This window comes from Falsihalocynthiibacter sp. S25ZX9 (assembly GCF_041205405.1).
GTDB lineage: Bacteria > Pseudomonadota > Alphaproteobacteria > Rhodobacterales > Rhodobacteraceae > Falsihalocynthiibacter > Falsihalocynthiibacter arcticus.
In genome coordinates this window covers 196830-220028 of sequence record NZ_JBGFCD010000003.1, presented here as the reverse complement: position 1 = coordinate 220028, position 23199 = coordinate 196830, and the positions used below count along the sequence as shown (strand labels likewise).

The window sequence follows — 23199 nt, the reverse complement described above, 5'->3', positions numbered from 1 at the left end:
TTGAAATGGAATTCGCTCCCGCAAAAATAAACCTGACACTGCATGTCACAGGGCGGCGTGCGGATGGGTACCACCTTCTCGATAGCCTCGTGGTGTTCGCAGATATCGGCGACTATGTTGGAGCCACGAATTCAGACATACTTTCCCTGGCGGTTGAAGGGCCAGAGGGGGCGGGGCTTGCCAAGGAAAAAGACAACCTTGTCTTGCGTGCTGCGCGTTTGTTGAATCCTGGGCAACCGGTCGCTTTGACACTGCAAAAAAATCTGCCAACGGCTTCTGGGATTGGAGGTGGGTCTGCCGATGCTGCGGCAACTCTGCGGTTGCTTGCTCGTCATTGGGCGCTGCCTTTGCCAAAGAGTTCCGATGTGCTTCAACTCGGGGCGGACGTGCCCGTGTGTTTGTCGTCTACTACGGCTAGAATGCAAGGAATTGGCGAAGTCTTAACCGCCGTTCCCAAACTGCCTGATATGGCCCTTTTATTGATCAATCCACGTCAGAGTGTAGCAACACCAGATATTTTCAAGGCATTGGAAAACAGCCATAATACAGCAATGGATTACGTGCCGGACTGTTCCAGTTTGGACGAGTTTTGTAGATGGCTTGCGCACCAGCGCAATGATCTTCAGGCACCCGCAATCGCGGTTCAGCCTGTCATTTCCCGAGTACTTGAAGCGATTTCTCAGACTGGTGCGCTCCTCTCCCGAATGTCGGGTTCTGGGGCGACGTGTTTTGGCGTGTTTCCTGATTCTGCGGCCGCCTCAAAGGCCGCAGAAAAAATCTCCGAAGCGTATCCAACTTGGTGGGTGAAATCCGCTCGTATCCTAGAATAGGTTCCTAAAACTCAACGCCGATCTGCGCTTTGATACCCGCGCGGAAGGGGTGTTTGATAAGTTCCATTTCCGTCACCAGATCAGCGGCTTCAATGAGGGCTTCCTTGGCGTTGCGCCCTGTCAGAACAACATGGGTCATCGGCGGTTTCTCGGTCGTCAAAAACTCGACCACATCGTTCACATCAATATAGTCGTACCGCATCGCGATGTTGATTTCATCAAGCAAAACCATTTTGTTTTCGGGATTACGAATGAGTTCTTTTGCCTTTTCCCAAGCGGCGGTCGCCATTTCGATATCGCGTGATTTATCTTGGGTTTCCCAGGTAAACCCTTCGCCCATCGTATAAAACTCGCAAGCGTCGCTAAATTTATCGAGGATAAGGTCGCGTTCACCAGTGCTCATCCCGCCTTTGATGAATTGCACAACGGCGCATTTCATATCATGGGCAATACAGCGAAAAATCATCCCGAATGCCGCGCTGGATTTGCCTTTTCCCTTGCCCGTATGGACGATGATCAGGCCTTTCTGGTCGGTTTTTGTCGCCATGATTTTATCACGAGCGGCCTTCTTTTTAACCATTTTCATCGCGTGGCGTTCGGTGTCTTCGCTCATGGGTTTCTCCTGTTTTCCGGAACGACTTTGGAGGCAGATGGCACGGGTTGCAAGGGTGCTTTTCCGCTCAATCCTGCGCGCGAAGTAAGGCTTTGTTAACCACGTCGCATTAGCCTTACTCACACCAGATTAGGAAACCTCCATATGCGTGCTCTCGCAATCTTATTTTCTGCCCTTTTGGCTGTGACAGGCTGTGACAGTCCACACCCCCGCACGAAGGGTTTTGATGTCAAAAAGGTAAGCGTCGAGGGCAGCGATTTTACCGTTCGTTCCAATGGGGAAGTTGTCGAAGCTATTCGGACCAATTATGCCCCCCGCCGCGATTTCGGGCGGGTTTTATTGCGTGCCGTTGTCGCCATAGAGGTCGCAACAGGGTGTGTTGTCGACCAAACGACGGTGAAGGGCGACCCCGCGCTCGTTGCCGCGCGGATTGATTGTTAGCCCGATTTAAGATTGTCCAATAACGCGCGTGCAGAGTTGGAGCGCGGAGTCCAAAGCCCACGTTCAATCGCCTCATCCAGGCGTTGTGCGATCTCTAGCAACGCAGGCGCATTATGCTCGACAATGAACGCACGCACGTTTTCATCCTCTAAAAACGCTTGATGGACGGCATCAAAATGGTGGCTTTTTACGGCACCCGTTGTCGCGGCAAACGCAAACATATAGTCCACGGTCGCGGCCATCTCGAAGGCGCCTTTATATCCGTGACGCATCACGCCATTAATCCATTTCGGATTAACAACACGGCTGCGCACGACGCGCCCGATTTCGTCTTCTAGGCGGCGAATAACTGGGCGTTCCGGCCGCGAGTGATCGTTATGATAGATCGGCCGATCAACGCCTTGAAGGGTATGCACGGCTGCCGCAGCCCCTCCCTCAAATTGATAATAATCGTCGCTATCAAGTAGGTCGTGCTCACGGTTGTCTTGATTTTGAACGATGGCTTCGGTCTGTGAGAGGCGGGTTTCAAATTGCGCACGTGCACGCGTTCCCTCGGCCCCTTTGCCATAGGCATAGCTGCCCCATTCTAGGTAGGCCTCCGCGAGATCGGATTTATTTGCCCAGAGTTGCTCATCAATCAAAGCCTGAAGGCCCGCGCCATAGGCCCCCGGTTTTGAGCCGAATACGCGGTGTGAATTCTCAAGCCCTTCCGCCAACATGCGTGCCCGTGCAGGGTTGGTTGCTGCGGGTTCGTCAAGCGCCATAACCGCGCGCGCGGCACTGTCGATGAGCGCAATAAGTTGTGGAAACGCGTCGCGGAAAAACCCTGACACTCGGAGGGTGACATCCACGCGAGGCCGCCCCAAGACCCCCTGTGGAAGGACTTCAAATCCCGTAACACGCCGATTTGCCGCGTCCCACGTCGGCTTGACCCCCATGAGCGCCAAGGCTTGGGCAATATCGTCCCCACCCGTGCGCATATTTGCGGTTCCCCACGCGGTCAAAAGCATGGTTTGGGGCCAGTCTCCGTGATCTTGTAGGTGGCGCTCAATCAATAGGTTTGCGGATTTCCATCCCAAGGCCCAAGCCGTCGGCGTGGGGACCGCTCGCCCGTCAACACTATAGAAATTGCGTCCGGTTGGAAGGGTATCAAGCCGCCCACGTGTGGGAGCGCCGGATGGCGCCGGGGCAACGAATTGCCCTGCAAGGGCGGTGAGGAGGCCCGTCATTTCCGCCGGGCCACAGGCCGCAACTTTTGGACGTACGCTCGTTCTAACTTCCTGCAAAACTGCTTCCGACTGTGGGCCGGGAGCGTCTTTTCCATCTAACATCGCGCTCGCGAATAACTCTAACCGCTCGACAGTATCCCCAAGGCTTCGCCAAGTATCCGTCGTGATCTCCGCGAGTTCGCTGGGTTTCTCTACAGCATGGGGCGCCGCCATATCACAATCCAAGGGATCGAATTCAAATCCAAAATCCACAGCAAGTGCACGGATCAGAGACGCATTCCCCCCCCGACCATCCCCGCGCGGCACCCGAACAAGTGCCTGCACTAGATCCCTCTCAAGGCGCCCAATCGGACTCTCGCCAAAAACGTGCAGCCCATCGCGAATTTGCGCTTCTTTTAGATCGCATAAATAGGCATCGAGTTTGGCCAAATCGCCGTCTTCGTCAGTTCCAGTAAGCCCTGCGTCTTCGCCCAATCCAGTGCTGCTGGTCAGGCTTAAAATTTCGCGTCTTAGATACTCAATCCGCCGTGGATCAACCCCCGCCGCCTCATAGTATTCGTCAACAAGACCCTCCAGATCACGCATTGGCCCATAGCTTTCGGCGCGGGTAAGCGGCGGTGTTAGGTGGTCAATAATGACGGCCTGCGCACGGCGTTTTGCTTGTGTGCCTTCGCCCGGATCGTTGACGATAAACGGGTAAATATGCGGTATGGGGCCAAACACGGCCTCGGGGTAGCATTCCTGAGAAAGGGCAACGGCCTTTCCTGGAAGCCATTCCATATTTCCGTGCTTGCCCATGTGAACAATCGCATGTGCTCCAAAGGTTTCACGTAGCCAAAAGTAGAACGCAAAATAATTGTGGGGCGGTACTAAGTCGGGCGAATGGTAGGTCTCTTTAGGGTCAATATTATACCCCCGCGCAGGCTGAATACCCACGACAACATTGTCATACTCCAAAACCGAAAGGGCAAAGCTTCCGCCCTCAAAGAAAGGGTCCGTTTCGGGAGCGCCCCAACGGTCTTCAATCTGGCGGCGCATGTCATAGGGAAGTGCGTCATAGAGCGTGCGATAGTCGGGGAGGGCAAGGCGGACACCACCGTCTCGTCGGGCGCGATCCGTTAGCCAATTCGTGGGTCCCGCGAGGATCGATTGCATCAACGCGTCGCTGTCTTGAGGCGCATTTCGTACCGTATATCCCGCGTCATTTAAGGAGGCGAGTGTACCGCAAGTCGCTGCTGGGGCATCTAAACCCACGCCATTGGCGAGGCGTCCGTCCTTGTTCGGATAATTCGCCAAAACCAACGCTACTTTGCGTTTTTCGACAGGCGCATTGCGCAACCGCGCCCAATTTGCCGCAAGTTTTGCCACAAATTCCACACGGTCGCCCTGTGCGCGATATCCCGCGATGGCGCATTCGGTCTCCTCGTCAAAAAATGCTTCGCCCTTGAAACTGACAGCGCGGCTCAAAATGCGTCCATCCACTTCGGGAAGCGCGACATTCATTGCGATATCGCGTGCGGCGAGACCAAACATTCCCTCACTCCAAGCCGCTTCTGAGCTGGCTGAGAACACCACTTGGAAAACGGGCGAGGCATTTGCAGCAGGCATTACAAGGGGGTTCGATGCCCCGTTGGAATGCTCTCCTTCTTGTGGCGATCCTGTGGCAAAGGAGGTCGCGTTCAAAATAACACTTGGTGTCGCTTGGGTGAATAAATACTCAAGGGTTTCCACGGAAACTGGATCTTTGAGGGAGGCCACGAAGATCGGCAGTGGGTTTAGCCCTTGGCGCAGAAGGGATTTCACCAACCGATTTACAGGATTTAGGCCCGCGCCTTGAACCAAAGCACGATAAAACACTAGCGGTACAACGGGCGCGTTTTCCGTCCATGCCGCTTGCGCAGTTGGGAGATCAGAGATTCCAGCTCCGGGCCAATAAACGCCCGCCCGCAACAAGGGCCGCGCGGCTTCTGGGCGGGGGGCGTCGGAGAGCATTGCCTGCGCATAGTCCAAGAAATGTGTCGCGTTTTCGGGGCCGCCTTCCACGAGGTAGGCCCAAAGCGCATTGTAATCGTCACGAGAAACGGTCGAGAGGTCCCGCAATTCGTCATCGGGTTTGTCGTCTCCGGGAAGGGCGACGAATGCCACCCCCGCCGCGTGTAAATGTGCGGCGTATTGCACAAGGCCGTATTTCCAATAGCCCGCTCCGCCCAAAACCCGCGCGATCACCAATTTACACTTACGCGCACAGGCGTCGATATGGAGGTCCACCGACATCGGGTGTTGCAGATGCATCAGACTCGCAAGGCGCAAACTTGGCGGATTCTGCATTTCCCGCCGCGCTTCTGAAAGGGCTGCTAGCTCTGTGTCCGCCGCCGAGATGAACAGAATATCAGCGGGCGTTTGCCCTAGATCAACGGGTTCGGTTCCGTCGTCGACATTCCCGGGAGTGGCGGCCAAAAGATGCATTAAAGGGTAAGCTCCATAAAATAGCTCATGGGATCAGGGGCATAGTCGCCAAAGGGGCCACAATAGGTAAACCCATGTTTTTCGTAGAGCGCGTGCGCGGCGCGCAGGCTGTCACCGGTTTCGAGGTACAGCTTTGAGAGGCCGGACGCGCGTGCGTTGGAAATTAGCTCCGTCAAGATCAGGTTCGCGACACCTTTGCCCCTTGCCGCTTCCGAGACGAACATCGATTTTATTTCGCCATAGCTGCCCTTGTTCGCCAAGGCGCCACATCCCAAATGTTGCGCCCCTTCGCTTGCGACCAGAAAGGTTATTTCGGGAACGCAAAGCGCATCCACCGACAAAAAGTGGTTCGATTCCGCCGGAAAGAGCGACTGCATCAGACTGTGATGCGCCGTAAGGAGTGCTACGGTGCGCGGGTCTTTTGGGTCGCCTATTCCGACGGAGATTTTCACGCGCTTAGGGCCGCGCGGATCGCGCCCTGATCTAGGCCTGCTTCGCCAATGACCACGAGTTTGGTTTCGCGTTTTTGATCGCCAAAGGGTTGATCGAAATAGGTATCAACACGAGGGCCAACCGCTTGCAGCGTCAGGCGCATGGGCTTGCCCTGGACCGCAACGAAGCCTTTTAGGCGTAGAATATTGTGGGTGCGAATGACGTCAGAGACCCTCTGTGCAAAACCCGCATGATCGGTGATCTCATCAAGGGTGACGATGAAGCTTTCGAATTCGTCATGACCGTGCGTGTGCTCATCATGGTGATCGTCGTCGTCATCCTCATCGTGGTGGTGATGATGGTGATGGATTTCATGGCGCGCAGAAAGGTCCGCCTCGGCACCAACGCCTTGTCCAAGTAAAACATCAACGGGCAACGCGCCCAATGTTGACTTCAACACTTGGACTCCGTCACGGCTTTCACCGCGCAACTTGGCGACAAGATTCTCGACTTCTTCAGCACTCAAAAGGTCGGCTTTGTTGACAACAATCATGTCGGCGCAAGCAATTTGATCCTCGAACAATTCCGAAAGCGGTGTTTCGTGATCTAGGTTCTCATCTTGTTTGCGTTGCGCATCTACGGCGGCAATGTTGTGGGCAAATTGCCCGTCCACAACGGCACGACCATCCACAACGGTGACGACGCCATCAACCGTTACTTTGGTGGCAATCGCGGGCCAATTGAACGCCCGCACGAGGGGTTGAGGCAGCGCAAGGCCGGAGGTTTCAATCACGATATGATCGGGCGCATTTTCCCGCGCGAGGAGTTTTTCCATAGTGGGTACAAAATCCTCTGCGACCGTACAGCAGATACAGCCGTTGGACAGTTCCATGATGTCGTCTTCGGTGCAGGTCTCTTCGCCACAGCCTTTGAGGATATCGCCGTCCACGCCCAGATCACCGAATTCGTTGATGATCAACGCAATCCGTTTGCCATTAGCGTTTTGTAAAATGTGGCGAATAAGGGTGGTTTTGCCCGAGCCAAGGAAGCCAGTGACGATCGTAGCGGGAATTTTTTGTGCCATTGATGGCCTCACTTTCAGATTTGGAAAGCTGCGCAAGGAACACGCCCCTGCGCAGGTTGTTTATACCGTTTGCCGATGCCAGACCGCGCCAGCAACACCACCCATGATGGCCCAACTCGCACAGGCAACCGCAAGGGAGCGACTGACGAAAAGCGCCGAGAGTTCGGGGGGGGCAACGCCCGCATAGAACTCAAGGTGAGGCGCGCCGATGATATGGGGCGCGGCGACGAAGGCCGCGCCTAATACCATCCAATAGGCGCGGTTCCCAAAGGCAATAAGCGCAAGGCCCACGAGGGTTGCGACGACGGCTGTGATCCACCACATCTGTCGCAGAATTATGTCCTCGGCTGGGGTGCCCGGCAATTCAGGGAATAGTCCCGCAGCGGGGGCGAGTTGAACGGCAATAAAGCCTGCCAATCCCCAAACTATCCCCGATTTGGCCGTGACCTCATGCCCAGAGGACGCCGCTGTCGCGATACCTGCGACAAGGATGAGCGCAAAGCCCGTGAACACAATGATGTTCATCGCCACGGTCATGCCGTGCCGCACAATAAGTTCGCTGGTGGTCGGGGGCGTTTCCACTTCAACTTCAACAGGAGCAGGGTCTTCGCCCTCTACAATCAAAACGCCAGCGTAATGGTTTTTCGCACCAGTTTCATATTCCTCACCCTCAAGAAGTACGGGGGTGACAAGCCAAAATTGCAGCAGAGCCGAAAGCAGCCCTGCAGCAATACCAGCGAACAACGCGCTGGTAAAAATCTGTTTAAACATTGGTTAGTGGCAGGGGAACGCGATGGCGTGGCGTGTGTCGTGGGCCGAGTCATGCAACACGGAAGCCTGTGCGAAACCAGCGAGAGAAATCAGCAATACGCCTGCGAGAGCCGCTGCAAAAATTGGCAGAACACCAGTTTGGACGTGGGCAATAGGAGCCGCGAGAACTTTTGCATCTGTGCGTGTTTTGTTTTGTTCGTTCATTCTATCATTCCTTTTTCCGTCACACCCGACGGTTCGGTTACGTTGCTGCAAGGCTGGTCTCCTGGCTCGCGGGTCAAAGTGCGATGTCACCTTCCCAGATTGTTAGTTTCCCAACGCTCCAGTGGTATTCGACATCCACTCACCGCTTACAGTCGCGGGGGCGGCTGCGGCATCAGGCCCCTGATTGGGTCACCCTCACCGCATTCCCATTTATCCCCTGCCGCTTGGCGGCATGAATGGGGATACCATGCCGTTTCTTTCTGAGGGGGATACGGGGGGTGGGTCAAGTAGAATCCTGCCGGCCTCTGAATTTTCTGGGATTTTGGGCGCAAACCAGCCATTATTCGTTGGGTGCCCGCAAATAAAGTTAGAACACACTCCTCAAGCTTGCCAGCAAAACAGATTCGCCGTCGATACCCATACAATCAGCACGCCACAGCACCTTCAGGGCGATTACAGGGTAGAAAATGCGCAATATCTTGTGGATAACTCGCCAAAATACGCCATTTGTGGTGTTTTTCGTTGACTTAATAGGGCTGTCTCCGAAACCCTGTTGCAAAGGAATCAAACAGGGACAATTTTTTGCAGTTTTCTAGGCTCCGTCTGAATGGCTTCAAAAGCTTTGTCGATCCCACCGATCTTGTGATTGCGCATGGTCTTACGGGGGTTGTCGGCCCAAATGGCTGTGGAAAATCGAACTTGCTTGAGGCGTTGCGCTGGGTGATGGGGGAAACCCGCCCGAAGGCGATGCGCGGTGGCGGCATGGAAGACGTGATTTTTGCGGGAACCGCAACGCGACCCGCGCGCAATTTTGCCGAAGTCGCGATCACGATCGACAACAGCGATCGCCTCGCCCCCGCTGGTTTTAACGATCAGGATTCACTCGAGGTGGTGCGGCGCATTACCCGCGATGCGGGGTCTGCGTTCAAGGCAAATTCCAAGGATGCCCGCGCGCGAGACATCCAGATGCTGTTTGCCGATGCCTCGACGGGGTCCCATTCGCCAGCGCTTGTACGTCAGGGGCAGATCAGCGAATTGATCAACGCGAAACCCAAAGATCGTCGCCGAATTTTGGAGGAGGCTGCGGGCATTTCGGGGCTATATCAACGCCGCCACGAGGCGGAGCTGAAGCTCAAAGGGACCGAAACCAATCTCTCGCGGATCGAAGACGTTATTGAGGCCTTGGCCGCGCAATTGGCGCAACTCGAACGCCAAGCGCGTCAGGCCCAGAGATACCGCACCATTGGCGAGGAATTGCGCAAGTCTGAGGGACTTTTACTGTATCGCCGTTGGAAAGAAGCGGATGAATTGCGTGCGGCGGCGCAAGCAGAACTGACCGAACTCACGCGCCTTGCTGGGGCGAGCGAAGGGGCGGCACGTTCGGCCACCAAGGCCCGCGCAAAAAACGAAGAAACCCTGCCACCTTTGCGCGAAGAAGAAACTATTGCTGCTGCCGTATTGACGCGTTTGGAAAATCAGCGAGATACCCTGTCCGAGCAAGAGGACCGCGCGCTTGATACAATCAAAACGCTCACCGCACGCATTGAACAGTTGGCCAAAGATAAGGCGCGGGAACAGGAGCTTAACAAGGACGCAGGCGAGACGATTTCCGGTCTTGAATGGGAGCAAGCGCAACTAGCGAAGGCCGCTGAAGGCTATCAAGAACGCCTTGAAATCAGCAATGAAGCCGCACAGGATGCGGCAAGTATCCTCCAAGATCGAGAAGCCGCCATCGGCCAGCTCACCGAAGACGTTGCACGCCTTGCAGCGCGACATCAATCGGCGCGGAGACTTGTCGAGGACCACCAAAAAACACTGGATCGAAACGAAGGAGATGCTGTCCGTGCGCGGGAAGCTTCGGCGCATTCTCAAGCCGCATTGTCAAAATCCTCCCTAGATTTTGAAGCCGCAGAGGACGCGCAAAATTTGGCAGCGAAGGCCACGGAAGCGGCCGAGGAGGCCCTGATTATGGCGGACAACGCGCGCGCCGATGCGCAGGCCCGTGAAGCGGATGCCCGCGCCGAGCGCAGCGAAGCCGAAGGCGAGGCAAACGCGCTGCGAGCCGAGGTTGGGGCGTTGGCACGATTGGTCGAACGTGACACCGCAGAGGGCGGGCAAGTTTTGGACGCCCTACAGGTTAAATCTGGCTATGAAAAAGCGCTTGGTGCGGCGCTTGCCGACGATTTGCGCGCTCCCGAAGTGCAGGATGAGATGCCTTCTGGCTGGGTGACTTTACCAGATTATGCCACACTACAATCTTTGCCCTCTGGCGTGCAAGTTTTGACGCATTTTGTGACCTCGCCAAACGTATTACTTCGCCGTATGAGGCAAGTCGGTCTTGTGGAGGCCGGCGACGGGGCGCGCCTGCAAAAAGATTTGAAACCCGGGCAGCGGCTGGTCAGTATAGAAGGCGATTTATGGCGTTGGGATGGGTTTCGCGCGGGAGCAGAAGACGCCCCAAGTGCCGCCGCCTTGCGCCTCCAACAACTCAATCGTTTGGTGGAATTGAAGCGAGATTTGGAGGAAGTGAGTGCGCGGGCGGATGGCGCGAGCCGTGCGCATGACGTCTTGTCGTCGGACCTTCAGCGTCTAACCCGCGAGGACCAAGAGGCCCGCAACGCACGCCGCGATGCAGACCGTGCACTTACGGACGCGGGCCGCGCTCTTTCGCGGGCCGAAGCAGATCGCAATATCGCAGAAGGCAAGCTTGAGAGTCTGCGGCTTGCGGTCGTGCGCCACGAAGAAGAAGCGTTGGGGGCACGCAATCGGGTGAATGACGCGGCGGCGATCCTTGCGGACTTGGATGATTTGGATCAAGCGCGTGAGGAAGTCGAAGACGTGAAAATGACGGTTGAGGCGGCACGGATGACGATGATGTCAAAACGGTCGGCCTTTGACGAGGTGCGCCGCGAAGGCGATGCACGCACCAAGCGCCGCCAAGAGGTTCTCAAGGAAATCAGCGGTTGGCGGCTTCGTTTGGAGAATGCGGAAAAACGCATTGGAGAATTGGAAGAACGGCGGCTTGAAAATGAGGCTGAACTTCAGGAAGCACAGACCGCGCCAGACGAAATCGCTGCGAAACGGATGGCTTTAGCGGAAGCCATTGCTACGGCGGAAATAAGGTGTCGGGGAGCGTCTGACAAGCTTGCAGAGGCCGAGACAGCATTGCGAGAGGCGCTTCTTGCGGAACGTGACGCGGAGCGGGCCGCAGGCGAAGCGCGAGAAGTGCGCGCGCGGGCCGACGCGCGGGCCGATGCCACGCGCGAGACCGCGATTCATGCCGCAGAGCGCATTGCCGAAGCCATGGAAACTACGCCCGAGAACTTGCTTGAGACGCTGGGCGTTCTGCCCGAAAATATGCCAGATTCCGAGGCCGTGGAGGCGGATGTGAACCGTCTAAAACGTCAACGTGATGCTCTGGGTGCGGTGAACCTTCGGGCCGAGGAGGACGCGCGGGGCGTTCAGGAAGAGCACGACCACCTGGCAAGCGAGAAAGCCGATTTGGATGAAGCCATCAAGAAGCTTCGTACCGGAATTGCCAGCTTGAATAAAGAGGGTCGTGAGCGGCTTTTGACCGCGTTTGAGCAAGTGAACAGCAACTTTACCTTGTTGTTCAAACATCTGTTTGGCGGCGGCGAAGCGAACCTTGTATTGGTTGAATCTGACGACCCACTTGAAGCGGGCCTTGAGATTATGTGCCAACCTCCTGGTAAAAAACTTAGCACGATGAGCCTCCTGTCTGGGGGCGAGCAGACCCTGACGGCCATGGCACTTATCTTTGCGGTATTTCTTGCTAATCCAGCGCCGATTTGCGTTCTTGATGAAGTCGACGCGCCGCTTGATGATGCCAATGTGACGCGGTTCTGCGACCTGTTGGACGAGATGACGCGCCGGACCGAAACACGGTTTTTGATCATCACCCACCATGCGGTCACGATGGCGCGCATGGATCGACTGTTCGGTGTGACAATGGCCGAACAGGGCATAAGCCAGCTGGTTTCTGTGGACCTCAAAAAGGCTGAGGCGCTGGTCGCTTAAACCAGCCCTCAACCGTTTTCTTAAAGCTTGTTCACCAAGTCATTTGTGGGCCAAGCGTCTGCGGGTAATCCAAGACGCTGTTGTTCTAGCTGAACCCCAGCGCGCGTTTTTGCCCCAAGGATGCCGTCAATTTTACCCACATCGTGCCCCCTTGCTGAAAGCTTTTTCTGGAGCGATTTCATTTGTGCATCCGATAGCGAAGGATCCGGGGACCCCAAGTTGAAAACGGGGGCACCTTCAAGACGCGTGGCAAAATAGGCGGCGGTCGTGACATAGACGAAACTCTTGTTCCACTCGAAGTACACGTGAAAATTGGGGTAAGCTAAAAATGCAGGGCCGTTGCGCCCCATCGGCAAAAGAATAGAGGCCTCTAAATTGTCAGAGCCAAGGTTTGCACTTCTAGCTTTTACACCCATGCGCTTCCAATCGGAGACTTTGTAGGATTTATCAAGGCCAGTCTTGCTCCAGTCAAGATTGCTGGGCACGACGATCTCTTGCAACCAAGGTTGTCCTGCATTCCAGCCTAGGCCTTTGAGCATTTTCGCGCCCGACAGAAGCGCATCTGGCGGGGAGGTTTTTAGTGATACTTTGCCATCGCCGTCGCCGTCTACACCATTGCGGATGATGTCTTCGGGGAGCATTTGCACCATGCCGACTTCTCCGGCCCATGCACCGGTTGTATTCGTGGGGCTAAAATTGCCGCGTTCAAAGAGTTCGATTGCAGCAAAAACTTGGGGGCGAAACAGGTTCGGACGGCGACAATCATGCGAGAGCGTGACGAGGGAGTTGAGGGTGTTAAAGTCGCCTTGTACCGCGCCGTAATCGGTTTCCAACGCCCAGAATGCCAGCAAAACGCCTCGTGAAACGCCGTATTGCTGTTCCATTTGGTCAAAGACTGCATCGTATTTTTTCTCGTTGTTACGGCCATGATCCATACGATTTTTGCTAATGACGGCGCGTGCGAATTCGTTGAAGTCTTTCTTGAAAATGCCCTGTGAACGGTCGGCCTTTAGGGTGCGCGGATCTTGTTTTACGCTGGCGAAAAACGCGTCGACCGTTGATTTCGAGTGGCCGCGTGCGGTGGCTTCTTGTTTCATGTTGGCAACAAATTGCCCGAAATCCCCCCCGCACTGGTTTTGAGCCATTGCAGTTGTGGACAGCAAGCTCAGAAAGAAGGCAGCAAGTGGGGCGCGAAAAAACATTAGGTACTCCGAGTATGAAATTTTCCGGCAGCCTAACAGGCCTTTGGATTCAGGCAAGGTTCAAAACAGGGCGAGGACAGCGCATAGGCCGATTGCCGCGCCCCAAGTTTTCCAAAGGACGCGAACGGTTGCGTCGATTTCGTCAGGTCCAATTGAGTGGTTTCCAGTGGGATTTACATAGGGGAAATCACGCGCTTCCCCATCGTAACTTCTTGGGCCAGCGAGCGCGATATTGAGGCATTGTGCCATAGCGGCTTCGGGCCAGCCCGCGTTGGGTGAACGATGTTTCGGCGCATCAATTCGCACCGGCTTCAACGCATGCATGTTGCCGCAAACGACGAGGATGAGGAGCGCGGTAATCCGCGCGGGGAGGTAGTTGAGCAGGTCGTCAAACCGCGCTGCCGCCCAACCGAATTCCGCGTGGCGAGGGGTGCGATAGCCGATCATGCTGTCGGCGGTATTAGTAATTTTATACAGAAATAGACCAGGCAGGCCGAAGAGGAGGAACCAGAAAACTGGGGCAATCACACCGTCTGAGAGGTTTTCCGCGGCGCTCTCGATCGCGGCGCGGCTGATTTGGGAGTCGTCCATATCGGTGGTGTCTCGGCCAACGATCCGCGCCACAGAAATCCGCGCATTCACGTTTGACAGACGAAGTGCGTTGGCAACGGCGGACACATGCTCGGTCAGGCTTTTCTGCGCTACGAGGATCGCGGCACAGAGGAGTTCAATCAACCAGCCAAACGGGAGCGCCGAAAGTACGAGGCCAGCAGAGATGGCACCAAGGCAAAGCCCGCCAAAAACCACCGTGCCTTTAAGTTTTCGATTATCCCCGTAGTTTGCGCGTTCATCCGCGAATCCGATCAGCTTTCCAAACAGGACGGCGGGGTGCGTGAACCGGTCCCATAACAGTCGAGGCTCGCCAAATACCGCATCCAAGAGGAGGGCTAAAAGGAGGATTAACGGAAGGCTCATAGGGCACTTTCGAGTTGGTCCCATTGGTTGGGCGCAGGCATTCCAAGACGCAGCCAATGGTTTGAATACGGAAAAATCCGCGAGAGAACGTGATTATGGGCAAGCTTCTCGAACCACTTTTGCGCGTCGTCAACATGATAGAGTTGAAACAGCGTGGTGCCTGCGACGGATTCGGCACCCGCAGTTTGCAACAGCGCGTTCATACGGCCGGCATCTTGTGCAAGTCGAGAGCGGGTTTTCTCTGCCCAATCAAAATCTGCGAGAGCGGCAATTCCTGTGGTGATTGCGGGACCGGAAATCTGCCAAGGCCCGAGGGTTTCGCGAAGCTCATTTATGAGTCCCGGATCGCCAATAACAAACCCAAGACGCAGCCCAGCAAGTCCCCAGAACTTGCCGAAACTCTTGAGGATGAGTGTTCCGGGTTCGCATGCTTTTGCGATATGACTTTGAGCGGGCGCAACATCGCAAAAGCTTTCGTCAATGATGGTGAGGGGCGTGTGAGGCAGGGAGGCGGTGAAGGCACCTGTGGGGTTATTCGGGTGCACCGTGACCGAGGCGTCGATGCCGTCCTCCTCGATGTTCCACCCTGCAGTGCGAAAAGCGGCGGCGTGTTCGTTATACGTTTTCTGGATGATACGAACCGCGCCTTTTTTAACCGACAAATGCGGGATGCGCGCGATCAGGGCACTGGCTCCGGGGGCGGCAAGAACGGCGGCAGAGTCGGGAACATTCCAAAAGGCGCGGGCGGCCTTCTCTAGCGCGGCAAAAGCGCTGTGATCAGGGAGGGACATCCATGCGTTGGCGGGGAACGACGGCAAGGGAAAGGGCACGGGGTTTATGCCGGTGGACAGGTCGAGCCAATCGCCCCTCGTACCGCCGAACTGTTCCATTGCAGCATCAATTCCGCCGCCGTGGTCCCGCTGCGTTTTCATGCGTCAGAATTAGAGGGTTTGAGGGACGGTAACGGAGGATGGCGCGTAATAAAGTGCCCCTTCACGCCCGCGGGCCATGTGCGATAGGGAATCTGTCCCGTTTCGCTCGCTTGATGCAGAGCCGCGTATTCCACGATGGCTTCGGCGGCATCTAGGGTGGCTTCAAATTTCCCGAGCGTATAGGCCAACTTTCCTTCCGCTTGGATCGCGATATTACAACCGTGGGTGCAGCCCATCAAGCAGCTTACACGCCGTGTTTGTACCTGCTCGGCTGCGACTGATTCGATTAATTCAGCCAAAGCGGCGCCGTCGGTGACGTCTGCACCGGTTTCTGCCCAACCTTCGCGCTTACAGGTGTCGCAAATTGTAATGAATGTCGTCATCTCATACCCCTTTTGCGTGTACCTCAATCGGATTCTCGCCGGAATTTCAACCCGTAGATGTAAGTTAACATTTCGAGGCAAGATATTAACCTGTTGTTAGTCTTTCGGGCGGAAAATAGTTAACGGTGGGATGTCTGGTGGGTAATAATGAATTTAGCAGTTGAGCAGTGCAATCCACTGATTGGAGGTTGTATGCGTATTTTAATCGTTGAGGGTAATCCAAACCTTGGGCGCATTTGGCAGGACCATTTAGAACGGCTTGATTTTGAAGTTGTCCTTGTTTCTGGGCAAAGTGGTGCCGTGAAATCCTTGGAGGAAGAAAACTTCAACGCGATTGTTCTCAACCTTGTTTTAAAGGGTGAAAGCGCATTTGCAGTCGCGGATTATGCCAGCTACAAACGCCCCGATGCGAAGGTGATTTTCGTAACTGACACGAGTTTCTTCTCGGACGGTTCTATTTTTGCTTTGGCCCCAAATGCCTGCGCCTATGTGCGCGAGCAAACGCCGCCAAACGATTTGGCGGCGATTGTGGCCCATTATGCGGGAGACCGATCCTAACAGATTAGAGCTCGTCGCGTCCGTGTTTTTGGTTAAAATCAAGGATCGGATTGATCGGGATAATCCGGTTCGGGTTAATCGTTTCGTGGCTATAATGGTAGTGGCGCACGATGTGATCCATGTTGGTTGTTTCTGTAACACCAGGCACTTGATAGAGTTCACGCGTATAGGCCCAAAGGTTGGGATAATCGATCAGGCGTTTACGGTTACATTTGAAATGTAGGTGATAAACCGAGTCAAAGCGGAACAGCGTTGTTGCCAGCCGCCAGTCCGCTTCTGTGAGGCGATCCCCCATCAAATACCGGTGCGTTGAGAGGCGGTCTTCGAGCCAGTCAAGCGTGTCGAAAAGCGATGCGACAGGCGCGTCATAAGCCGCTTGGGAGGTTGCAAAACCAGCTTTATAGACGCCGTTATTCACGTTGGAATAAACTCGCGCGTTAATTTCTTCGATGTCGCCGCGCATCTCGTCAGGCCAGAAATCCAGCGTGTTTCCTGTGATCCCGTCAAAGGCGGAATTGAACATGCGGATGATTTCGCTGCTTTCGTTGCTTACAATGGTTTCGCGCTGTTTGTCCCAGAGAATAGGCACCGTCACGCGGCCCGACACGTCGGCTTGCGCCTTCGTATAAATATCGCGTGCAAAGGGCAGGTTATAGAGCGTGTCGCCGGTCGCGCCAAAGTCGTCCTTCTCAAAGGTCCATCCTTCGGTCAGCATATCAGGGTGCACAACGCTTATAGATATGTGTTCCTCTAGCCCTTTGAGGGCACGGAAAATGAGGGTGCGATGGGCCCATGGGCAGGCATAGGACACATAAAGATGATAGCGCCCACTTTCTGCAGGAAAGCCGCCATCGCCACTGGGCCCTGCGGCGCCGTCGGGCGTAATCCAATTGCGAAAACCGGCAGTGGAGCGCTTAAAGGCGCCGCCTGTGGATTTCGTATCGTACCATTCGCTGTGCCATTTTCCGTCTACAAGTTGTCCCACGCGGTGCTCCTATAAATATGTCTCCTTTAACCTAGTTTTTGTGGCACGGGGATTAAACCCACATAGGGGCGCAGGGAGGGTGCGAGTGCGCACAAAGGCGCCAGACGCAAAACACTCCGCCGTCATGTTAGAATCTGATTGCACCGAGTAAGGTGAGGGCATACGTTGCCCGTAACGAAGCCCACAGGGCCAGAGAGGTTGGTTGTCGCGGTTTGACCCAGATAGGGGAACCAAAGCAACATCGTTAAGCGCAGTTTCTGCGGTCCTTCTCCTCTGCCCAAACAAGGAGAATGGACATGACATCGCGTACTTCAATAGTTTCCCTTTCGGCCGTTTTGGTTATGACTGGTTTGCCCGTATTGGCACATCCCGGGCATTTGATTGAGGCCGCAGGGCACACCCATTGGGGCGCGGCGATAGCATTGGGCGGGGCGATTGCGATTGGTCTTTGGGCGGCGAAGGGTCGGAAAAAACCTGAGGCGGAAGAAGCCGAAGCCGAAGAAAAAATTTCCGACGCCGAACCCCAAGAAGCCTGAAGGAATTCCGATATGTCAAAAGTAGGTGTGATGATTTGCGGCCATGGGTCGCGCAGCCAAGCCGCCGTGGACCAGTTTGCGGTTCTGGCCGAAAAGCTTCCTGCGTTGTTGCCGTCAGATTGGATGGTGGACTACGGATATCTTGAGTTCGCAAACCCTGTAATCCGCGATGGTCTTGATCGTTTGCGGGCTGGCGGATGTGACCGGATCGTAGCGGTTCCGGGAATGCTTTTTGCCGCGATGCACGCCAAGAATGACATTCCGACCGTGCTGAATACTTATGCCGCAAAACACGGCGTTGAAATTTCCTATGGCCGCGAACTTGGCGTTGATCCCAAGATGATCGCAGCCGCAGGCGAGCGTATTCAGGAAGCGGTAGATCGGGCGAATTCGGAACTGGGTGCAGTGCCGCTGGAGGAAACCTGTCTGGTTGTGATCGGGCGCGGCGCGTCCGACCCAGATGCCAACGGAAATGTGAGCAAAATCGCAAGGATGTTGTGGGAAGGCATGGGGTTTGGCTGGTGCGAAGTTGGCTATTCCGGCGTGACATTCCCGCTAGTGGAACCCTGCCTGACGCATGTGGCGAAGCTTGGGTACAAGCGGGTTATTGTGTTTCCGTATTTCTTGTTTACCGGAATTTTAATCGACCGTATTTACGGCTTTACGGACCAAGTTGCCGCCGCGCATCCTGATATCGAGTTTGTGAAAGCTGGGTATTTGAATGACCATGCCAAAGTTTTGGAAACCTTTGCGGAGCGTGTGACCGAACAGCTCGGAGAGATCGTTCCGCCGACGTGTGGAACGTGCAAATATCGTACGCAAGTCTTGGGCTTTGAAGCCGAGGTAGGCGCGGTTCAGGAAAGCCACCATCACCACGTTGAGGGACAAGGGGCCAATGCGCCAGGCAGTAATGTCGAGGATTGTACGCTGTGCGCTGACTTCTGTACGGGGGAATGTCGGTTGGAAATGTTGGCCCATTCGCATGATCATACTCACGACCACGCGCATGACCATTCTCATACACACGACCATGTTCACGCGGAATACCCGCACCCCAAACATCCCCACGGACCAGAAAGCGCCCGCAAGAAATGAGCGGGGAAGACCGAACCTCGAGCCCGCTAGCGGGCCACTCTGCTCGGCCTGCGCTCAGGTATGAGCGCGCGCCCGCCGAAATCTATGCGCAGAGTTTTGCCACCGTCGCCAAGGAGGCCCGTTTGGAGCGCTTTGACGCAGGCATGACGGCCCTTGCGACCCGCGTTATTCATGCCTGTGGTATGATCGAGGTCGCGGATCGCCTTGCGTTTTCGCCCAATGCTTATGCGGCAGGGCAGGCCGCATTACAGGCCGGTGCGCCAGTTTTGTGCGATTGTGAGATGGTTGGGGCGGGGATAATTCGCCGGTATTTACCTGCTGGCAATGAGGTGATTGTGACGCTGAACAATGCAGAGGTTCCTGATCGTGCGCAGGCCATCCAAAACACACGGTCGGCGGCGGCGGTTGAGCTTTGGCTAGAACACCTAGACGGCGCTGTGGTCGCGATTGGCAACGCGCCAACAGCCCTTTTCCATTTGCTTGAGTTGATAGATCAAGGAGCGCCAAAACCCGCTGTTATCCTCGGATTTCCCGTGGGATTTGTGGGGGCCGCTGAAAGTAAGGCGGAACTCGCTGCGCGCCCACGTGGATGTGAATTTGTAGCGCTGCGCGGACGTCGGGGCGGGTCGGCCATTGCCTCGGCAGCGGTGAATGCGCTCGCCGCGGGATTACCGGAGGTTGCAACATGAGTGCTTGGCTCCATATCGTCGGAATTGGCGAAGACGGATTGGAAGGGCTTACCCCCGCAACACGCGCGGTTGTTGAGGCGGCAGAGGTCATCGTCGGCGGTGATCGGCATCAAGCTTTGGCAAATGTTGGATCGGCAAAACGTGTGGCTTGGCCCTCGCCATTTGATGCGTTGATCGGCGTTTTAAAGGCCCACAAGGGGCGGCGTGTTGTCGTTTTGGCGACGGGCGATCCGCTTTGGTATTCCGTGGGCGCACGGATTGGGCGCTCGATTGATCCAAGCGAAATTACCTATCATCCGCAAGTCGGCGCGTTTCAACTTGCGGCGGCGCGGATGGGCTGGAGCATGGCCGATTTGGAAACGCTGACAGTGCATGGTCGCCCCGTCGAGCAGATGATTGCGTTTATTCAGCCCGACCAGCGTTTGTTGATCCTGACCACGGGGGCGGAAACGCCCGCGCAAATCGCGCAATTCCTGGCGGCGCGTGGTTATGGGCGCAGTCGCATGGTTGTTTTGGCGGCAATGGGTGGCGAAAATGAGAAACGTTTCGAAGGGGTTGCCGCGAGTTGGGATCACGAAGTGCCCCCCTTTAACACGCTAGCGGTTGAATGTGTGGCGGCACCGAATGCGGCACTTCTTCCACGCGTTCCGGGCCTTGCGGACGATATGTTTGAGCACGATGGCACCATGACTAAGCAAGAGGTGCGTGCGGCAACCTTGTCCAAACTGATGCCGATGCGCGGCGCGTTGTTGTGGGATGTGGGAACCGGCTGTGGTTCGGTGGCCGTTGAGTGGATGCGGTCGGCGCGCTATGCGCGGGCCATCGGGATTGAGCCACGGGCGGATCGACGCGCGATGGCGGCGGCGAATGCGCTGGCGCTGGGCGTCCCGAAACTAGAATTGGTGGACGGGCGTGTGCCCCAAGCTCTCGCGGATCTCCCCGCTCCAGATGCGGTGTTTATCGGCGGGGGGTTAAGCCGCGAAACCTTTGATGCCGCGTGGAGTGCCTTGCGTCCATTGGGGCGGCTGGTTGCCAATGCGGTGACGCTTGAGAGTGAGGCCATACTCGTGTCGCTTTACAAGGAATTTGGTGGGCAGTTGGTGAAGCTTTCTGTGCATCGCGTTCAGACACTTGGGGGCGAAGGCTCTGGGCATACCGGCTGGAAACCACTGATGCCCGTGACACAGTTGAGTTTGGTTAAACGATGACCGGAAAACTTTACGGAGTTGGGCTGGGTCCGGGCGACCCAGAACTGATGACATTGCGTGCGGCAAAACTCATTGCAGCAGCCGAAGTTGTGGCCTATCCCGCGCTCGCGGGTGGGGCGAGTTTCGCGCGATCGATTGCGGCTGAATACATCCCCGCTGGCGCCCATGAAATCGTCATGGATGTGCCGATGACGGTTGAACGCGGCCCCGCCCAAGCAGCCTATGATGAGGGGGCCGCCCAAATCGCCAAAGAGCTTGAGCAAGGGCGCAATGTTGTGTGTTTGTGCGAAGGGGACCCGTTTTTCTATGGCTCCTTTATGTATCTTTTTGCGCGCTTATCCGGCCGTTTTGAATGCGAAGTTGTGCCAGGTGTGACCAGTGTGACGGCCTGTGCTGCGCGGGCAAAAATGCCTTTGGCGGCGCGTAATGAACGGGTTACGATTCTGCCCGGCCCACTGCCCGAGGCCGAGTTACGCCTGCGAATTGAAGGCGCGGAAAGCGTCGCGATTATGAAAGTCGGACGGCACCTTGCGAAAATTCGCAACGTGATCTCCGATTTGGGCCTGCTTGCCCAAGCCACCTATATCGAGCGTGCGAGCCTTCCCCAAGAAGTGGTCGTTCCGCTCAAGGATGCGCCCGAAAACGCACCCTATTTTTCAATGATTTTGCTGACGAAGGGAGCTGATCCATGGCTCTAACGACTTCCCCCAAATCCACCCCGAACCCTGTTGTAGTTTGCCTCTCTAAATCTGGCGAAGCAACGGCGCATCGTGTAGCTGAAATCCTTGGTGCGGCGGTACATGGCCGCGCAGATCGCGTGACAAAGGCCGATGCATTTTTCGCCGATGCGCTGGAACATGTGCGCACGCTTTTCGCCAGTGGCACCCCAGTTGTCGGCGTTTGTGCGAGCGGTATCCTTATCCGTGCGGTGGCGCCATTACTGGCCGATAAAACAACCGAGCCACCCGTTATTTCGGTCGCGGATGATGGCAGCGTTGTCGTGCCATTGTTGGGTGGGCATCGCGGGGCCAATCGGTTGACGCAACAAATTGCAACGGCCCTTAACAGCCATGCCGCGATCACAACGGCGGGCGATGTGGCTATGGGAGTCGCCCTTGATGCGCCGCCCGTTGGCTATCGCTTGGCCAATCCGCAAGATGCGAAATCCGTCATGGCGGCGCTGTTGAATGGCGCCACGGCCTCGCGTCAGGGCGAAGCGATCTTCGACCTTGAGAATGACGTTGACGGCGCGGTTCAGCTTTACGTGACCGAAGCTCCGGTTGACGGAAATGAAACCAAGCTGGTTTACCATCCACAACGTTTTGCGCTGGGCCTTGGATGTGCGCGAAACGCCGATCCAGAGGAAATGTGGGCGTTGGTGACAGAAACCCTGACGCGCGAAGGGATTGCGCAAGGGGCGATTGCCTGTGTGAATTCCATCGACCTCAAGGGAGACGAACCCGCGATGAACGTTGTCGCGGCGCGCCTCGGTGTGCCGTTGCGCTTGTTCACGGCTGCCGAACTTGAAGCCCAAAGCCCACGGCTCGAAAATCCTTCCGACGTGGTCTTTGCCGAAGTCGGCTGTCATGGCGTGTGCGAGGGGGCTGCATTGGCCGCGGCTGGAGCCACAAGTGAGCTGATCGTTGCGAAACAAAAAACGGCGAATGCGACATGCGCCTTGGCGCGCTCTGAGGATCCGATTGTTGAGTTCGCTGGCCGTTCCCGTGGTCGCCTGTCGATTATCGGGATCGGACCCGGACAGCATAGTTGGCGCACCCCAGAGGCCAGTCGCCTCGTTGCCGAAGCCGAAGAACTCGTTGGCTACGGCCTTTATATCGACCTGCTCGGGCCGCTTGCCTATGGCAAAACACGGTCGGATTTCCCGCTCGGCGGCGAAGAAGATCGCTGTCGTTTCGCGCTTGAACAGGCCGCGTTGGGCAAGAATGTTGCGCTGATTTGCTCAGGTGATGCAGGCATTTATGCCATGGGCGCCTTGGTGTTTGAACTCTTGGATCGCGGCCCCGATGAGATGGGCGTCAGCGATGCAGCCCACCGCGTCGATGTTGTCTCAACCCCAGGCATTTCGGCGCTTCAAGGTGCGGCGGCCCGCGCAGGCGCGCCCCTTGGGCATGACTTCTGCGCCATCTCGCTCTCGGATTTACTCACCCCTCGCGAAGATATCGTGAAACGGCTTCATGCCGCAGCCGAGGGTGATTTTGTCATCGCGTTTTACAATCCCGTCTCAATGCGCCGACGTACCCTGTTGGCCGAAGCCCGCGATATCCTGCTCAAACATCGCCCCGCAGACACGCCCGTAATGCTCGCCAGTTCGCTTGGTCGCCCCGAAGAAAACGTGCGCTACAGACGACTCGCGGATTTGGAAGTGGACGAAGTGGATATGTTGACCGTTGTTTTGGTGGGGTCCAGCAACTCAAAACTCGCCCAACTCGGCGAAGGCCCGCGCATGTATACTCCCCGTGGCTATGCCCGAAAAATTGACGGCGATTTAGCCAAGAAAGTAGTGTGAT

The 23199-nt window shown here is 56.0% G+C and carries 21 protein-coding genes and 1 riboswitch; of the genes, 10 read left to right on the top strand and 11 right to left on the bottom strand.

Going from position 1 to position 23199, the window contains the following annotated elements; genetic code table 11:
- Positions 1-5 precede the first annotated feature (5 nt).
- A complete protein-coding gene (locus tag AB9F29_RS05210; RefSeq protein ID WP_369754838.1) occupies positions 6-830 on the top strand; it encodes a 4-(cytidine 5'-diphospho)-2-C-methyl-D-erythritol kinase in 825 nt (274 codons plus the stop codon).
- Between the two features lie 4 nt (positions 831-834).
- On the opposite strand, the gene cobO is transcribed toward AB9F29_RS05210, so the two are convergent.
- Positions 835-1443, bottom strand: coding sequence for a cob(I)yrinic acid a,c-diamide adenosyltransferase (cobO, locus tag AB9F29_RS05205; protein ID WP_369754837.1), 609 nt, complete (start codon positions 1441-1443; stop codon positions 835-837).
- Between the two features lie 144 nt (positions 1444-1587).
- On the opposite strand from cobO, the gene AB9F29_RS05200 reads away from it, so the two are divergent.
- Positions 1588-1884 (top strand): hypothetical protein, encoded by a 297-nt coding sequence (locus AB9F29_RS05200; protein WP_335583806.1) that lies wholly within the window; start codon positions 1588-1590, stop codon positions 1882-1884.
- Here AB9F29_RS05200 and cobN read toward each other — a convergent pair.
- The 5 genes from cobN to AB9F29_RS05175 are packed head-to-tail and all read right to left on the bottom strand — an operon-like array spanning position 1881 to position 8070.
- Complete coding sequence (gene cobN, locus AB9F29_RS05195; protein ID WP_369754836.1) at positions 1881-5579, bottom strand: cobaltochelatase subunit CobN; 3699 nt, start codon at positions 5577-5579, stop codon at positions 1881-1883. The genes AB9F29_RS05200 and cobN overlap by 4 nt on opposite strands.
- A complete protein-coding gene (locus AB9F29_RS05190) occupies positions 5579-6031 on the bottom strand; it encodes a GNAT family N-acetyltransferase (RefSeq protein WP_369754834.1) in 453 nt (150 codons plus the stop codon). Before AB9F29_RS05190 ends, cobN begins: the two co-directional genes overlap by 1 nt.
- Positions 6028-7095 (bottom strand): cobalamin biosynthesis protein CobW, encoded by a 1068-nt coding sequence (gene cobW, locus AB9F29_RS05185; RefSeq protein WP_369754833.1) that lies wholly within the window; start codon positions 7093-7095, stop codon positions 6028-6030. The genes AB9F29_RS05190 and cobW overlap by 4 nt, the downstream gene beginning before the upstream one ends.
- Positions 7096-7155: 60 nt before the next feature.
- Positions 7156-7866 (bottom strand): CbtA family protein, encoded by a 711-nt coding sequence (locus tag AB9F29_RS05180; protein ID WP_369754832.1) that lies wholly within the window; start codon positions 7864-7866, stop codon positions 7156-7158.
- Positions 7867-7869: 3 nt separating this feature from the next.
- On the bottom strand, positions 7870-8070 hold the full coding sequence (locus AB9F29_RS05175) for a CbtB domain-containing protein (protein ID WP_369754831.1): 201 nt from the start codon (positions 8068-8070) through the stop codon (positions 7870-7872).
- 33 nt (positions 8071-8103) lie between these two features.
- Positions 8104-8335, bottom strand: a riboswitch (cobalamin riboswitch).
- Positions 8336-8652: 317 nt separating this feature from the next.
- Here AB9F29_RS05175 and smc point away from each other — a divergent pair.
- Positions 8653-12108, top strand: coding sequence for a chromosome segregation protein SMC (gene smc, locus AB9F29_RS05170; protein WP_369754830.1), 3456 nt, complete (start codon positions 8653-8655; stop codon positions 12106-12108).
- A gap of 20 nt (positions 12109-12128) precedes the next feature.
- On the opposite strand, the gene AB9F29_RS05165 is transcribed toward smc, so the two are convergent.
- Genes AB9F29_RS05165 through AB9F29_RS05150 form a run of 4 tightly spaced genes read right to left on the bottom strand, consistent with a single transcriptional unit; the run spans position 12129 to position 15600 of the window.
- Positions 12129-13310, bottom strand: coding sequence for a lytic murein transglycosylase (locus tag AB9F29_RS05165; RefSeq protein ID WP_369754829.1), 1182 nt, complete (start codon positions 13308-13310; stop codon positions 12129-12131).
- 60 nt (positions 13311-13370) lie between these two features.
- Positions 13371-14285, bottom strand: coding sequence for an adenosylcobinamide-phosphate synthase CbiB (gene cbiB / locus AB9F29_RS05160; RefSeq protein ID WP_335583798.1), 915 nt, complete (start codon positions 14283-14285; stop codon positions 13371-13373).
- Positions 14282-15217 (bottom strand): threonine-phosphate decarboxylase, encoded by a 936-nt coding sequence (locus tag AB9F29_RS05155; RefSeq protein ID WP_369754828.1) that lies wholly within the window; start codon positions 15215-15217, stop codon positions 14282-14284. Before AB9F29_RS05155 ends, cbiB begins: the two co-directional genes overlap by 4 nt.
- A complete protein-coding gene (locus tag AB9F29_RS05150) occupies positions 15214-15600 on the bottom strand; it encodes a DUF1636 domain-containing protein (RefSeq protein ID WP_039001805.1) in 387 nt (128 codons plus the stop codon). The genes AB9F29_RS05155 and AB9F29_RS05150 overlap by 4 nt, the downstream gene beginning before the upstream one ends.
- A gap of 192 nt (positions 15601-15792) precedes the next feature.
- Here AB9F29_RS05150 and AB9F29_RS05145 point away from each other — a divergent pair, with 192 nt between their 5' ends.
- Positions 15793-16158 carry a response regulator gene (locus AB9F29_RS05145; protein ID WP_335583796.1) on the top strand — a complete coding sequence of 122 codons (366 nt, stop codon included), beginning with the start codon at positions 15793-15795 and terminating at the stop codon, positions 16156-16158.
- 4 nt (positions 16159-16162) lie between these two features.
- Here the strand turns inward: AB9F29_RS05145 and AB9F29_RS05140 are convergent, their stop codons facing one another.
- Positions 16163-17143 (bottom strand): glutathione S-transferase family protein, encoded by a 981-nt coding sequence (locus tag AB9F29_RS05140; protein WP_369754827.1) that lies wholly within the window; start codon positions 17141-17143, stop codon positions 16163-16165.
- Positions 17144-17439: 296 nt separating this feature from the next.
- Between AB9F29_RS05140 and AB9F29_RS05135 the strand changes: the two genes are divergently transcribed.
- Genes AB9F29_RS05135 through cobJ form a run of 6 tightly spaced genes read left to right on the top strand, consistent with a single transcriptional unit; the run spans position 17440 to position 23198 of the window.
- Positions 17440-17679 carry a DUF6732 family protein gene (locus AB9F29_RS05135; protein ID WP_335583794.1) on the top strand — a complete coding sequence of 80 codons (240 nt, stop codon included), beginning with the start codon at positions 17440-17442 and terminating at the stop codon, positions 17677-17679.
- 12 nt (positions 17680-17691) lie between these two features.
- Positions 17692-18774, top strand: coding sequence for a sirohydrochlorin chelatase (locus AB9F29_RS05130; RefSeq protein ID WP_369754826.1), 1083 nt, complete (start codon positions 17692-17694; stop codon positions 18772-18774).
- Positions 18771-19463 (top strand): precorrin-8X methylmutase, encoded by a 693-nt coding sequence (locus tag AB9F29_RS05125; protein WP_369754825.1) that lies wholly within the window; start codon positions 18771-18773, stop codon positions 19461-19463. Before AB9F29_RS05130 ends, AB9F29_RS05125 begins: the two co-directional genes overlap by 4 nt.
- A complete protein-coding gene (gene cbiE / locus AB9F29_RS05120) occupies positions 19460-20671 on the top strand; it encodes a precorrin-6y C5,15-methyltransferase (decarboxylating) subunit CbiE (protein ID WP_369754824.1) in 1212 nt (403 codons plus the stop codon). Before AB9F29_RS05125 ends, cbiE begins: the two co-directional genes overlap by 4 nt.
- Complete coding sequence (cobI, locus tag AB9F29_RS05115) at positions 20668-21369, top strand: precorrin-2 C(20)-methyltransferase (protein WP_335583790.1); 702 nt, start codon at positions 20668-20670, stop codon at positions 21367-21369. Before cbiE ends, cobI begins: the two co-directional genes overlap by 4 nt.
- Positions 21360-23198 (top strand): precorrin-3B C(17)-methyltransferase, encoded by a 1839-nt coding sequence (cobJ, locus tag AB9F29_RS05110; RefSeq protein WP_369754823.1) that lies wholly within the window; start codon positions 21360-21362, stop codon positions 23196-23198. The genes cobI and cobJ overlap by 10 nt, the downstream gene beginning before the upstream one ends.
- Position 23199 lies beyond the last annotated feature (1 nt).